The 14,142-nt window shown below is 38.8% G+C and carries 10 protein-coding genes; 3 read left to right on the top strand and 7 right to left on the bottom strand.

Annotation, left to right across the window (positions count from 1 at the left end):
• The first annotated feature begins 223 nt into the window (after nucleotides 1-223).
• Nucleotides 224-904 carry a 7-cyano-7-deazaguanine synthase QueC gene (gene queC, locus UABAM_RS04745; protein ID WP_151966853.1) on the top strand — a complete coding sequence of 227 codons (681 nt, stop codon included), beginning with the start codon at nucleotides 224-226 and terminating at the stop codon, nucleotides 902-904.
• Between the two features lie 4 nt (nucleotides 905-908).
• Nucleotides 909-1,595 carry a 7-carboxy-7-deazaguanine synthase QueE gene (locus tag UABAM_RS04740; protein ID WP_151966852.1) on the top strand — a complete coding sequence of 229 codons (687 nt, stop codon included), beginning with the start codon at nucleotides 909-911 and terminating at the stop codon, nucleotides 1,593-1,595.
• 3 nt (nucleotides 1,596-1,598) lie between these two features.
• On the opposite strand, the gene UABAM_RS04735 is transcribed toward UABAM_RS04740, so the two are convergent.
• Nucleotides 1,599-2,552, bottom strand: coding sequence for a ParB/RepB/Spo0J family partition protein (locus tag UABAM_RS04735; RefSeq protein WP_151966851.1), 954 nt, complete (start codon nucleotides 2,550-2,552; stop codon nucleotides 1,599-1,601).
• Between the two features lie 322 nt (nucleotides 2,553-2,874).
• Here UABAM_RS04735 and UABAM_RS04730 point away from each other — a divergent pair, with 322 nt between their 5' ends.
• Entirely contained in the window at nucleotides 2,875-3,849 is a 975-nt protein-coding gene (locus tag UABAM_RS04730) for a Ppx/GppA phosphatase family protein (RefSeq protein WP_151966850.1), read from the top strand.
• Nucleotides 3,850-3,904: 55 nt separating this feature from the next.
• On the opposite strand, the gene UABAM_RS04725 is transcribed toward UABAM_RS04730, so the two are convergent.
• The 6 genes from UABAM_RS04725 to UABAM_RS04700 form a co-directional block, all read right to left on the bottom strand.
• Nucleotides 3,905-4,954 (bottom strand): glutamine synthetase beta-grasp domain-containing protein, encoded by a 1,050-nt coding sequence (locus tag UABAM_RS04725; RefSeq protein ID WP_151966849.1) that lies wholly within the window; start codon nucleotides 4,952-4,954, stop codon nucleotides 3,905-3,907.
• 320 nt (nucleotides 4,955-5,274) lie between these two features.
• Complete coding sequence (locus UABAM_RS04720; protein ID WP_151966848.1) at nucleotides 5,275-5,940, bottom strand: response regulator transcription factor; 666 nt, start codon at nucleotides 5,938-5,940, stop codon at nucleotides 5,275-5,277.
• Complete coding sequence (locus UABAM_RS04715) at nucleotides 5,933-7,666, bottom strand: c-type heme family protein (protein WP_151966847.1); 1,734 nt, start codon at nucleotides 7,664-7,666, stop codon at nucleotides 5,933-5,935. Before UABAM_RS04715 ends, UABAM_RS04720 begins: the two co-directional genes overlap by 8 nt.
• An 89-nt stretch (nucleotides 7,667-7,755) precedes the next feature.
• Nucleotides 7,756-9,018, bottom strand: coding sequence for a glycosyltransferase family 4 protein (locus tag UABAM_RS04710; RefSeq protein WP_151966846.1), 1,263 nt, complete (start codon nucleotides 9,016-9,018; stop codon nucleotides 7,756-7,758).
• Nucleotides 9,019-10,647 carry a sodium:solute symporter gene (locus tag UABAM_RS04705; RefSeq protein ID WP_151966845.1) on the bottom strand — a complete coding sequence of 543 codons (1,629 nt, stop codon included), beginning with the start codon at nucleotides 10,645-10,647 and terminating at the stop codon, nucleotides 9,019-9,021. It abuts the gene before it with no gap.
• Between the two features lie 15 nt (nucleotides 10,648-10,662).
• Nucleotides 10,663-14,109, bottom strand: a complete 3,447-nt coding sequence (locus UABAM_RS04700) for an outer membrane protein assembly factor BamB family protein (protein ID WP_151966844.1) — start codon at nucleotides 14,107-14,109, stop codon at nucleotides 10,663-10,665.
• Between the last annotated feature and the right edge of the window lie 33 nt (nucleotides 14,110-14,142).

Raw genomic sequence — 14,142 nt, 5'->3', positions numbered from 1 at the left:
GCTAACTATTTCGCCGTAACTTAAACCTTGTTTTTGGTCTCTTTTTAAAAGTTTAAGTTAAAAAAATCATGTAGTATTTTATAGCTAGAGTTTTATACTACAACAATGAAAATTTGTTCTTTGATTGTTCTTGATTTGTAAGGAAAATGTCTTTTATTTTTGAGGTTAGTATAATCCAAAGACTACAAGTTTTCAAGGTTTTTTTGCAGGATATACATAGAACATGGAAAAAAATAATCGCCACAAAAAAGCAATTGTGCTACTAAGCGGAGGAATGGATTCTGTCACTGCTTTGTATTGGGCAAATGAGAATTTGCAAGTGCAAGGGGCGGTGAGCTTTGACTACGGAGCCAAACACAATCATAAAGAAATCCCTTTCGCACAAAAACACTGTGCTCTTTTAGGAATAAAACACAACATTATTTCTCTACAATTTATGAACGATTTGTTTACATCAAACCTCCTAAAAAGTGGGGGCGATATCCCCGAAGGACACTACGAAGAAGAAAACATGAAACTTACCGTCGTCCCCTTTCGCAATGGCATCATGCTGGCGATTGCTGCGGGCTATGCGGAAAGTATTCAAGCACAGCACTTAGTCATTGCCGCCCATGCTGGAGACCATGCTATTTACCCCGATTGCCGTGAATCTTTTATGCAATCAATGTCCAATGCTATCAAAAATGGAACTTATTCGCAAACAGAGATAATACGTCCGTTTATCGAAGATCGCAAAGAAGATATTGCCCAAAAAGGCAACCTGTTAGGTGTCGATTATGCGCTTACATGGTCTTGTTACAAGGGGAAAGAATTACATTGTGGTAAATGCGGTACTTGTGTCGAGAGAAAAGAAGCTTTCGCAAAAGCGAATTTAAATGACCCCACTCAGTACGAATTGGATTAGGAAAATGTGGATTTCGGAAATATTTTATACTGTTCAAGGCGAAGGAATTTTACTCGGTGTTCCTTCTGTTTTTGTGAGAACATCTGGTTGTAACTTACGTTGCGCTTGGTGCGATACCAAGTATACGTCGTGGAATGCTAGTGGACAGCACATTAACGTGGAAGATGTACTGAAAAAAGTGATGTCCTTTCCCTGTGATCATGTAGTGCTCACCGGTGGCGAGCCACTGTTGGATAAAGACATTACGACATTAACACATTTGCTGCACCAAGAAAATAAGCATATTACCATCGAGACTGCAGCGACCATTTTTAATGAAGATATCATTTGCGACTTGGCCTCTCTGAGTCCTAAATTGAGTAATTCAAAACCGCAGGGGTTGAGTGAAGATTGGATTCAGCGTCACGAGAAACAACGTTTACAACCACAAATAATCAACAAGTGGATAGAAAAGTACGACTATCAACTAAAATTTGTTGTGAGTGAGAAGAATGACCTGCAAGAAATCTTGCAACTCCTGGAGTCATTAACGAATGTTACACGCCAAAACGTTGTATTAATGCCAGAGGGAACGCAGGCCGCGGCACTTTACGAAAAGTCTATATGGCTTACAGAAGTATGTAAAGAATATGGTTTTCGCTACACTCCGCGCATGCATATCGATCTTTTCGGTAACAAAAGAGGTGTATAAGCTCTATTCTTCTTGCGGAGGAGTCAATGTCACTTTTTGACTAAATACATCTCTTTCGCGTTTTGGTCTACCATCTACCTTCACAATCCAATTTGCTTTGGCACAGGTTTTTTTTAGCTCGTCGAGAACCTTGTGAGCATTGCCATCTGTCCACGTAAGGAGAAATGTCGCAGAGTGTTGTGCTTGCGACTCTATCACTTGACTTTTTTTACGCAGTAAGCCTTTTAGATGTTTGAGATGTCCATCTAGCTTGGCGCGTAATTCACTATTTTCCTCCTCAACGATTTCTTCACAAATATTCACAAACTCATTCCAGTGTTTTTGTGGAATTTTTTGCGCTTTATGCATCTCAAAAACCTCTAACCACAATTGAATCTTAGGGTCTTTCGTCTGGCGCAAGCATTTCACAACACATTCATCTATTTCTTTTTCATGTATGAAAGTGTATATCTTACGCATTTGTGCATACTTCACATATGACCAGGAAAGTCCCACGGCTCGCGCAAGAAGTTCATCTACACGATACTTTTTCTTTACCTTGACTCCTCGCCTTTGCCTTTGCTGCGCTTTTTTCTCGTATATGTTTCGTAAAACATTTTCCGCTATACGAAAACGATCAAACCAACTACGTTTTGAAAAAGTGTATTGGTCCTGAGCATTTGTTTGTACCGAAGCTTCAAGAGCTTGTTCTGGCGTTGAAAAAAAAACTATTCGAGCAGGAATGGTTTTCCATCCTAGTTTTTTTGCACATTCAATACGATGGTATCCGCCAATTAAGATGTTGTCTTCTCCTCTACGCCAGAGTAAAACAGGTACGAGAAGACCTTTTTCGCGAATATCTTCCGTTAAACGTTCTATTCCCTCTATATCCAGTGCAAAATGTCGATACTTGTCTGGTTCAAGGCGAATACGGCTTATTTTAACCTCTTCCACCAAACTTTTCGGTAAATCCGACATAGTATCCCCCTATGTTAAACACTTAACACATGCGCAAGTATTCCGCAAGTAAGACTTATTCGTCTTAGTATAATTTATGTTAATTTAATAAAAAACGTATTTTTTTATATTTTTTATATAAAAAACAAAAACACAAACAATTTAGTTTTTTATTTAAATAAAAAAAATATTGTTTTTTACGTTTTTTATTAAAAGATATTATACTTGACAATTTTGTTTTTAGCAATAATAATTATCACAAACTGGCAAAAATATCAAGCATTTAGCCGGAAGTAGCACTTACACTATCCTTTTAACCCCTCTAAAACTACGAAGGAAACATATGAAAAAGATTATTTTAACGCTTGTCATCCTGATGGCTTTCGTCCATGCCGAAACAGTACGGCGTGCCGCTTTTGATATCGGATCTGGCTCAACGAAAATGGTTGTTGCAGATGTTGATACTACAACAAATAAAATGACAATTATTTATACCCAAGATGAGAAAGTAGACTACCAAGAAGCTTTGGAAGGGCAGGACTCCTTTAGCAAAGAAATAAGAAACCTCGGAACTCTAACTTTAGCAACACTAAAGTGGACTGCAATACAAAAAGGCGCCACACAATTCCGCGCAGTGGCAACAGCTTCTTTTCGCACCGCGAAAAACGGTAAAGAGTTTGCGGATTTTATTTCGAAGGTATTAGGGATTCATGTCACCATCATTACCCAAGAGCAAGAAGCTGTTTTAGGTTTTTATGGTGCTCTAGCAGGAGAAGATGTACAAGCACAGAACGTCGTCGTGTGGGATATCGGAGCAGGAAGTATGCAAATGATAGCCCTTAAGGATAATGAGCATGTGATTTATAAAGGAAACCTCGCTTCCGTTACTTTTGCAAATCACATCATTAAAGAGATACAAAAAAAAGACGGCAACTCTCCCAATCCCATAAGCTCAGAAGAAAAAGAGAAAGCACATAAATATGCTCGTGGAGTGGCAAAGAACGTTCCTCAAGCCATCAAAGACAAATTGAAAGATGGAAAGACTCACGTATTAGGTATTGGTGGCGTACACTACTATAGCATTCGCGGTCAGCTAAAAATGGGAGATAAATATGGAATAAGTGCTTTTTCTGAAGCTCTAGTATACAACGGTATTGGTAAGACAGACGCCGATATCGGCAGCAAATATGCTAGTACTGAAATTAGCAATATGATATTAGTAGAAGCATTCATGGCGGAGTTGGGTATTAATGTGGTGAAGCCAAAGAAAGTCAACATGGCGAATGGTGTTCTTTTACATCAAGCGATGTGGAAATAAATTCGTATTTTGTGAGCGCAAAATTGCGCTCACAAAGTGAAATTTTGCAATAAAATTATACGTTACAAACCGTCTTCACTAAACGCGCAGATACTTGATAAGGATCGGCATTTGCATTAGGACGACGGTCTTCAAAGTAACCGTAACCTTTTTCCTGTACATGAAGAGGTATGCGAATAGAAGCTCCACGGTCTGACACCCCGGACTTAAATTCTGTAATATGACATGTCTCATGCAAACCGGTAAGTCTTTCATCTAAACCATGTCCATATACAGCAACATGTTCCATATGTTTCGATTCTAAAGACTTAATGGCATTGTGAATGAAATCTAATCCACCTTCTTTTCGCGTTTCGTTCACCGAAAAATTTGTGTGCATTCCCGCGCCATTCCAATCCCCCTTCACCGGTTTTGCGTCAAAAGAAACCGTAACTTCTTCGTCTTCTGCAATGCGGTGCATCAGCCAACGCGCCAACCATAAATGGTCAGAAATTGTCAGTGGATCTGCTGATTCACCTTCAATGCCACGATAACCAATTTGGAATTCCCACTGTCCTGGCATTACTTCAGCATTAATACCATAAATGGACAAACCAGACTCCAGACAAGCCTCGGTGTGGCGTCGTACGATTTTTCTTCCAAAAGCGTTCTTCGCTCCGACACTGCAATAGAAAGGTCCTTGCGGTGCAGGATAACCCCCCTGTGGCCATCCCAATGGATGACCGTTATTGCTGAAAAATGTGTACTCTTGTTCAAAACCAATCCATGGTTGGTGTTTCTTACCGCCGTTATCGAGAACTTCACGTAATACTGCACGGGTATTTGTCGCGTGTGGCTTACCTTGCTCATCAAAAACTTCGCAAAGTACCAAGTAGTTGCCTTCTCCTTCGATCGGGTCATTGACAACGCGTACAGGTCGTAATACTAAGTCAGATGAATGGCCTTCTGCCTGGTAAGTGGATGAACCGTCATAACCCCACTCTGGAAATTTATCGAGATTGGCATCCACAGGAGAAAAATAAGGCAGTATGCGTGTTTTACAGCGTAGAGCCGCGGTTGGTTGTGCTCCATCGAGCCAAATATATTCAGCTTTGGAGAATTTCATGTATTCTTCCTTTTTTAAAATAGCACTTAATCTATCGCAATAATTTGCATTACGATAGATTAAATCACAATGGTGTTTATAAGTCTTGCGTCATCAATATACAATTCAGTGCCGCAAAAATATTAAGTGGTGATTTGATAGAACTCTTTATATAGAGGTAAAACGTTTATTTACTATAGTAAAAATAAAAAATCTCACAATAAGGGATTCTACTCATTTTTTTATAAGATCTCTCTTATTTTAAGAGATGAGTTCATCTCAGACAAAGCATAAATACAACAAAGTAGGTCTAGACTTTGCAAAAGCCATGAATAAATGCTTTATAGGTATTTCGGTAAATTTCCCGTGGCAATCCATATTTTTGCTACGCGGATCACGTCTTCACCTTTACTGAAGTTCAGTTTTTCTCTAATGTTTAACTTATGTGTTTCTACTGTTTTTACGCTGATATGCAATTTTTCTGCGATACCTTTCACTGTCATTCCTTCGCCAAAGAGACGAAAAATTTCGAGTTCACGTTTTGTTAACTTTTCAAAAAGCGAGTCGTTATCATTTTTATTATTTAAATATTTGGAGAGTAATTTGGAAAACATTTGGTGGTTTAAGTAAATTTCTCCGGAGTGAACAGTGCGAATGGCATTGATAATTTCTGGCGGAGGAGATTGTTTACTTATATAACCGTTTGCTCCAGAACGCAACGCTCGTTCGGCGTAGACATTTTCGTCATACATTGACAAAATTAATACGGGAAGTGACGGATAATTTTCGCGAATCCATTTTAGTACCTCCAGGCCACTTACCTCTTCCAGAGATAAATCCAAAATGATAACATTGACATTGTTCGTGGGAAGCTTTTGCTTTACTTCAATAAAGTTACACGCTTCTAAACAGACTTGTATGTCTTCCTGCTGGTTAAGGAGAAGGGTCAATCCATGACGAAGGATAGGATGATCATCTATTAAGAATACTTGTATTTTTTTACTCATTGTTATCCCCTCTCGGTATTTTACAAATTACAGAGGTTTTACCCACCGTACTATTGATAAATAAATCACCTTGCAGTCTATTGGCGCGATAACGCATGGTGTTCAATCCCATACCGTGTTTTTTCTCCATAACTTCGGGAAAACCGATACCATTGTCACTAATTGTTAGGGTTAGTTGCTCATCCTCGTAAAGAGAAATATCAATTTTTTCTGCTTTGCTGTGTTTCACCGCGTTGTGGATTGCTTCTTGTGCAATACGATATAAATGTTCGCGAACAATGGATTTTACGGTAATCTCTTGTACTGCGACATGCAAAGAGCACTTTATATTGTACAACTGCTGCGTTTGCTGCGTAAGTTTTTGCAGCGCACCTATAATTCCATGCTCATCAATTTCAATCGGATAAAGCCCCCGGGCTAAAGTTCGTGACTGTTCAATTGATGTGCGAATCAAGTCCTCTACCATTTCGAAATCTTTTATATCACCACCAATTTTTTGGTGCTTATCTTTGAGTACGTTCGTTATATAAGCTATACTCGCAAGGCGCTGCCCTAAGTCATCATGTAGATCTTGGCCAATTTTTTTCCGCTCATATTCACTGATATTCAAAATTTCATTTTCCATCAAACGCTTCTGAGTAACATCGCGAATGAAAGCGAGTCCTTCGTCCTCGTTTACCACGTTCACATAAACTTCATAGTCACGTAAGTCTCCTTCGACTTTCTGTCGTAGCTTGAAAAACTGCACTTGCTGTGTTTTTTGCGCCTTATGAAAATAATCATAAAAGATTTGCGGCAACTCTGTATCCGTATAACAATTGCTCAATTCAATAACCCGATCAGGGATTGCCTCAATAATCGCTTTATAACGGCGATTGCTTTCCTCTAACACTGTTTTCGAAACAGTGTTTTCTTCTAATAATTTTTTACTTTCAATAAGTCTCTTTTCCGTTTTTTTGTGTTTTTCTATTTCATCGTGCATTTTTTCACTGTGTTGCTCCATTTTAAGGTAATTATTGCGTAATTCCTTAAAAATAAAAGCTATTCCGACTAGACCGAGTATGGTTATAGCGAAAATTAAAGCTGTAATCGAAAATAAACGATTATTGACCTCGGTAGCGAACACATCCATGGGTAAACGTATTTCAACAATGCCACGCACATCGCCAACACGCCAATCGCTTTTTGGGGTATGCTTGTGAGTGTTATGACATTTTACGCAACTTGGATGCATGATATCGGCACTGGCATAACGAAGTACCCTTTTACCATTTGCCGACTCGTAACGATAGAATGGTTTTTCCTTGTTATTCGTTATTTTTTTCCATGCGTCGCGACGGAACGAATCATTAAGCCCTTCGTTTTTTCTCCATGGAAATGGATACGCGCTATACAAATAGGTTTTAATATCGCTAGATTGGCCTAGTTTGTTACCTATCATCATACTCAATGTGGCTGGTAGAGGGATCGCTTTTTTATTTCTATAGTCATGCGTAATTTCCATTCCGTGCTTTTTTGCTGGTTTTACCACCTCTGAAGTATAAAACTTACGAAAAATGCGCAAAAGCTTAACGTAATCCTTGGCATTTTGTAAAGCAATATTTTCTTCGAAAGTCTGGTAAACATGTGATAAGTACAGAACGACAACAACCACACCTGTGAGAGAAAAAGTAGAGAGGATAACTATTGTATGTTTTTTTAAGATGGCTGAAATTTTATGATGCATGGACGAATTTTACCACAACAAAAATGTAAAATGAAAAAGCAACAAACCCCTAGTTTTACTTAAGGGGTTTGATAAAAAATCTGGTATCATCATGAAGATTTTTTTTCGCAAAACAAACGATAACATACTTTTTCTAAAGCATTTATAGATAAATGCTCCTTTGCTATATCATAGTTTTTTTGCAAAATCTGAGGCTGTGGATTTTCAATAAATTCAAGGACACTTTGCGCGGTGTCTTTCACTCTTTGTCGAGGAAGCTGCAAAACATCTCCAGCCTTTGTGTATGAATCCCCTAAAGAAAAAAGCTCAAAGCCCAATGGCTTTATGTTACTCTTGTATACAGGGTATTCATAGATCACAATGGGTTTCATTGCGGCAATAGCCTCGATAAGTTGATTTCCCCAGCCCTCGTAAGTACTTGTATACGTTACGACATCGGCAGTGACATAAAAGTCCCACAACGAAAATGTTCCCTCCTTACGCGTATGCGTACACAAATCGGGAACAAACGTAGGGGAAAAACCAATTTCTTTGGCATAGCGGTGTAACATTTCGTAGTAAGGAGGATCCTCCTCTAAACCTGGAAATATTAAGTGTACTTTTCGTTGGGTACATTTTTGCATCTGTGCGCACACTTCCAAGGCAAACTCAATGCTTTTGCGTTTTACAATGCGTGTCGCATGTAGAGCAAAAATATCATTTTCCGCTATTCCCAAAGTACTACGCAACTGACTGTTGTAATCGTCTTTGGCAAAAGTCACTTCCTCAAAATCGAAGTAGTTATCCACTACCTTAGATGGTAGATCTTTGCGCTCGCTAAGAGATTGCTGAGCAATGGAGTTTATCACTAAATGCCGTGCTAAATTTTGCGGAGGAAAATACTCTTCTACAAGTTCTGCGATAAATGGACAAGTCACATTATAAATTTCGCGCTCCCAGTAAAAATCATGGTGAAAACCAATAATTTCAATACCGCGCTTTCCACATACATCGCTAATAGCAACGGCTAGCGGAAGATTTAATGGAAGTGAATAGATATTGTTTACCACAACACTATCGGGCTTGACAGAATTAAAAATAGACGTTAACGCACGGCATGCATGACTATAAATTTCTTTGTATGCTACACGTAATTCGTCTTCCGTAACCGATAGTTTTGTAAAAGCATTTGCAAAAAACTTCACGACATCGTCGTGGCGATAGCTCAAATACGGATCGTTATAATCTCCTCCAGAACCCGCGATAATTGTGCATTCGCCACCAATGTTACCAATAGCTTTTTTCCACTTGTCCATTTCTAGGGAAACCCCATCGGTTTCCCCAGCACGAAAATGTAAAAGAGCAATTTTCATCTATGCTTTGCCTCCCCAACTACTTATGATTTGCAACATGTAAATCATAAATACGCAGTAGCCTACAAGAATAGCGTAGTACATCGGCCAATTGCGTTTGTAGTTAAAGAATTTCTTGGCATCCTTGCTGAAGACCAAATCATCGATATTTTCAGGATTGAGTTTTTCACCGCCAACGCGAACACTTACATAGTATCCATAAGAAAAAGTAACCACACAACCGATGAAATTCCACCATAGCCATGAAATTTCTGGATGAAAAATCCACAAATAGGTGTTGACAGCAAAACCGAGCACGATACCACAAACAGCCCCAACACCGTTTGCTTTTCTCGTTAAAATTGCGAGTAAAAATGTCGCGAGAATAGAACCGTTTGCCAGAGAACCAATCTTATTAATCGACTCAATAATCGAATCGGAGATATTGCCAACGAAGAAAGAAAATCCCACACACACAACGCCCCAAAATACCGTCATCATTCGCGACCATAGCAGTTGTGTTTTATCATCCATTTCACCTTCAACAAAAAAGCGTTCAACAATGTCGCGAATTGTTGTCGCCGAAAGGGAGTTGATCGTTGAGTCAAGAGAGGACATCGCCGCGGAGAATAGCGCCACCATAATTAGGCCAATAATCCCGTGAGGTAGATACGTAGTACAGAATATCGGAACGGCTAAATTGTAATCGGGTTGCCCACCAGGTGTCAAAATCAGTTTTTCTATAAACTCAGGATTTTTGACAATAAATGCCGCGAGAGCTACCCCAACAAAACAGTAGGTAACCACCAAAGGAAAACGCAGTACCCCGTTTACAAAAAGCGACATATTGGTGTCATCGATATCTTTTGATGATAGTTCACGCTGTACCTGAGTTTGGTCACAGCCATAATAACTAACGTATAGAAAAAATCCACCGATGAGCATCGGCCAAAAAGCATATGTCTTACCATCACCAAAGCCATGGTGTGCAAAATCAAGTGCATTTGCCTTATCTGCGGGAAGAATACTCCAAATCTCTGCCCATCCTCCGGTGAGAGTAATCGCGTAGTACAAACAAACAGCAATTCCACCATAGAGTACGATCATTTGGATGACATCGGAATAGATCACCGCCTTCATTCCACCAAACATATCATAAATAATGGTGATAATTCCCAAAATCAGTACCGAAATCCAAAAAGGAATTCCCGTTATTTTAAACAGGACAATGGAGATACCATAAACGGTAACTCCAGTGGCGAACGCACGTAAAAATTGGAAAAGGACCGACATAAAAGTCCGCGTCCCTACTCCGAAGCGTTTTTCGAGATACTCATAAACGGAAATAATATTTTGTTTACGGAAAAAAGGAAGCAAAAAAATCATGACACCTATCATCGCAAGTGGTACAGCCAATTCGTACTGTAACCACAACAAACCACCAACAGATATAACAAAAGCAGGGGCTCCTAGGAGACTGTTTGTCGAACACTGTGTTGCCATTGTCGAAATAGCAATCGCAAAATAGTTGACGTCGTTTCCTCCGAGATAGTAATCTTTTTCATTTTTTTGCGATCTTCCTAGATAAATAGCAAGCGCAATCATTGATGATAAATAAACAGCTACAACTGTCCAGTCTAAAACATTCATTTTGATTTTTACCCTTTAGTTTTTTATTGCGTGAATTTGACCTGATTGAGAAAATACAAAAGTGGCATATTCGTCGGTAACCACATGAACCTTTTTACTCTCCTTCATTAATTTTTCACTCCAAACAACAGAACCTTCGAAATTAATCAACAAAATCTCACCTTGAAGATTGGCACCATACATGTGCTCTCGATCATAAGCTACTGTTAAATTAGATTGAATATTGACATTCTTTTTCCAATTTGTAACCCCGTCGTCACGAGATATACTAAAAATGAAACCGTTTTCACTACTGACATATAGATTTTTTCCCCAGACAATGGGAGAAAAATTGATTTTTTGGTCCAAAAACTTATGCCATACTTTATCGCGTTTCTCCATATCAAAACAATACACGTAGCCTTCTTCGGTTGTGATGTATACAAATTCCCCTCTGGTTACAGGTTTGGACACAGCTTTTCCTAGAATTTTGGTATTCCACTTTCTTTCGCCACTAAAGATATCCAAACTCACTAAGTTACCACGTAATGTGACAAACAGTACTTGCGATTTGTAGATAACCGGTTGCGAGTATACAGCACTATCGAGTTTTTTCCGCCACACTTGTTTACCAGAACTACGATTTAAGCAATAAACATCCCCCTTGTTTGTGGCGAAAAATACATTTTTTTCATCCACCGCGGGAGTATTTTGTACAAAATAGTTCGCCTTAAAGCGCCACGTTTCGCGACGTCTTCGTAAATCAACACTATAAAGGTAGTAGTCATTACTCCCGAAGTACACATTGTTGTTATAAATCTCCACTCCGCCAATAATGTCTCCAAAACCCTTCTTTGTCGAAAACGACCATATTATTTTGCCTTTATTTTGCGATAAAGAGAGAATATGGCCACGCGTGTCTGCCACTACGATTTTCTTTTTGTGAACAACCGGCATGGTGGAAATACGAACTTTTAGTTTTTGTCGCCACAGCTTTGGCTTTTTCAACTTAATGTGGTGCTCAGCATTTAACCAGCTAATGGTTGCGGTTTGCTGACGAAAGGATTTATGAACGAGTACGATTTCCTGTTCATCATTCTCTAGCTCGTAAAAACATGGCGTTACAAACGCGGTATTTTTTATCTTTGCCCCTGAGGGAGTCGAGGTAATGTACGTGGCTAACTTGACTTGCTGTGCAATCTTTGTTTTTGACAAACGAGTGTCCTGAACTAATTTCCAGGCCTTTTGATGCGCTTTCTTTATTTCTAAACGTTTGCGAAGTTGTAAAACTTCGTTCCACTCAAGATTCGCTTGGCGTTCCCACTTTTCAATCCGGCTCTTACCGTTCTCCACCTGCTGTAGCGTATCTGTCACAAAGAAAATATCGCGTTCGAGTAGTGTTTTCGTTTTAATTTCTTGCAAAAGTTTTTCTGTTTGCTTGTAATTTGCATATGCCAGCTGCAATTTGCCATCTCTTTCGTTTTGCTCCGCTTTCTTAAACTCGCTTTTTATTGCCGAAGACAATATAGAAATTTCATTTTTCTCAATACGAGTAATGGCATCTGTCGCTTCTTTTTTATATCGCGGTATTTTTTGCAATTCACGCCATATTTCAAGAGCTTCTGCAATCTCGGCCTTCTGCTCTTTTTCGACGGCTTTATTGCGCAATTCTTGTAAAGACTTTTTGCGCTGATCTTTTTCTGCCTTTTCGATAAGATTTTGCACGTTTTCAATTTCAATGTCTATGCGACCGCGTAGATTTCTCCATTTTGGGGAAGAATACTCCCACTCGTATTCTTTCAGTTTGGCGCGCGCCTTGTCAAAAAGACCTATTTCTACAATTTTTTTGATCTCTTCAAGGCGTTCCACAACTTTTTTAAACTGTATTTGTTCTAATTTTCGTTGTTTTTGTTTCATCAAGGCGAAGTGTGCATTAATTTTTGCGATGTTGTTTTTTGCATCGTTGAATACAGTACTCCACGAATAGTTATTCACAATATCTTGGTTTAAATTTAAGGCCTTTTTGTACTCTTTCAATTGGAAAAAAGCATTCGCCGAATTGTGAAGTGACTGTGCAGACAACTCGTAAAAGACCGCATATGCCACAACAACAACCACTACCACACTTGCCGTGAGCATTGTATACACAAAATTGCGCTTTTTTTCCCACTGTAGACTCTTTTCCATCTGCAATATATTTTTTTGTACCTCTTGGTTTTCAACAGGTATATTTGCAATTTTATGTAGCGTTTCTGGATCATCTTTGTTTTCAAGTTGCCGAACCAAAATGTAAGATTTAAAAGCTTCTTCTCCATTTTGATTTTCGATATACAAATCCATCAAGTATTTTTGAAAGGTAAGGTTAGGATGTTCGCGAAATTCTTCACAAAGAGAAATAGCTTCAACAATCGCACCGATTTTTTTCTGCAGATCGGCCAATTTCATGGTGACATTGACGACTTTATCCAAATTGTTTTTCGTTTTCAGTAACGCTATTTTTTCTCTATAGGCAACGACCATATTCGGATTCAAATGCAATGCACTGTCAATATACTTCTCTTTTTTATCGTCATCGTTTTCAATAGTGCTCAGGTCTAAATACCAATGAGCCGCTTGATTCTGGTTACTTATGTTTTCATATGCCTTGGCAATGTTCAACATAATCTCTTGGTCGTTGGGATTTAAAGCCAGCGCTTTTTTCAACAAGTTAATTTGTAGCTGTACTTTTCCCTTAAACTGCGCCTCTTCCGCTCGTGCTACGAAATCTTCGTATTCCGCTGGCTGTATCAAATCTTGTAACAGCATCAAAGAAAACAGCCCGCAAACGGCAATCACAGGAGAATTGGTAATGCGAATAATATCGCGAATATCATGCGTTCCATCAATAAGCTTGCGAATTTCCTTAAATTCATCTCCAAGATTTTCATCTCCCCAACTATCATTTTCTTTGATCACAAATACGATATCTAATGATGGTATTTTTTCGCGGATCTTTTTCCATTCTTCTAATTGCTCTGCTATGCGAAATAATAAACTTTGCACATCAAAGGTGAAAGAAACTTGTTGTTGTGAACCGAAGTTACTTTCTGAAGGAGGACCATCAGTGAAAGAAAAACGAGCATTTTCCCAAAAGAAAATGTCGCAAATCTCTTCTTCCATGTGCTCATAAATGAAATCTTCCACTTCTTCTTCAGCGACTAAACCTTGTTCTACAAGAATCACCTCTAAATTTTGCCCTGTTTGCTGTTGTTCCTCAATGGCGTTTTCCAACTCCCAATCTTTCAATTTCCCTTCCTGGACCAATTTCTCGCCCAGTAAGTTCATCTGGCGGTCTCCGACAAGAGTCACACCATTATCGCGAAAATGGATTATTTTTTTATTTTTGTCATCGAAAACAACAAGAGTACCTTCTTTGTTGATTTTGCATAAAGTGTTGAGAATGTCGGCAAATGAAACGCTATCTAAACTTCCTTCAAAACCCATGTTAATTACCTTAAATACATAAATAAACTTTTC

Source organism: Candidatus Uabimicrobium amorphum, from assembly GCF_009002475.1.
In the GTDB taxonomy this organism is placed as follows: Bacteria; Planctomycetota; Uabimicrobiia; order Uabimicrobiales; family Uabimicrobiaceae; genus Uabimicrobium; species Uabimicrobium amorphum.
The sequence above is the reverse complement of the archived record's forward strand: the minus strand, read 5'-3'. Positions and strand labels throughout refer to the sequence as shown.

What these genes read in the sequence shown, in the direction of transcription:
- queC (WP_151966853.1), top strand. Translation starts at nt 224, where the DNA reads ATGGAAAAAAATAATCGCCACAAAAAAGCAATTGTGCTACTAAGCGGA.
- UABAM_RS04740 (WP_151966852.1), top strand. Translation starts at nt 909, where the DNA reads ATGTGGATTTCGGAAATATTTTATACTGTTCAAGGCGAAGGAATTTTA.
- UABAM_RS04735 (WP_151966851.1), bottom strand. Translation starts at nt 2,552, where the DNA reads ATGTCGGATTTACCGAAAAGTTTGGTGGAAGAGGTTAAAATAAGCCGT.
- UABAM_RS04730 (WP_151966850.1), top strand. Translation starts at nt 2,875, where the DNA reads ATGAAAAAGATTATTTTAACGCTTGTCATCCTGATGGCTTTCGTCCAT.
- UABAM_RS04725 (WP_151966849.1), bottom strand. Translation starts at nt 4,954, where the DNA reads ATGAAATTCTCCAAAGCTGAATATATTTGGCTCGATGGAGCACAACCA.
- UABAM_RS04720 (WP_151966848.1), bottom strand. Translation starts at nt 5,940, where the DNA reads ATGAGTAAAAAAATACAAGTATTCTTAATAGATGATCATCCTATCCTT.
- UABAM_RS04715 (WP_151966847.1), bottom strand. Translation starts at nt 7,666, where the DNA reads ATGCATCATAAAATTTCAGCCATCTTAAAAAAACATACAATAGTTATC.
- UABAM_RS04710 (WP_151966846.1), bottom strand. Translation starts at nt 9,018, where the DNA reads ATGAAAATTGCTCTTTTACATTTTCGTGCTGGGGAAACCGATGGGGTT.
- UABAM_RS04705 (WP_151966845.1), bottom strand. Translation starts at nt 10,647, where the DNA reads ATGAATGTTTTAGACTGGACAGTTGTAGCTGTTTATTTATCATCAATG.
- UABAM_RS04700 (WP_151966844.1), bottom strand. Translation starts at nt 14,109, where the DNA reads ATGGGTTTTGAAGGAAGTTTAGATAGCGTTTCATTTGCCGACATTCTC.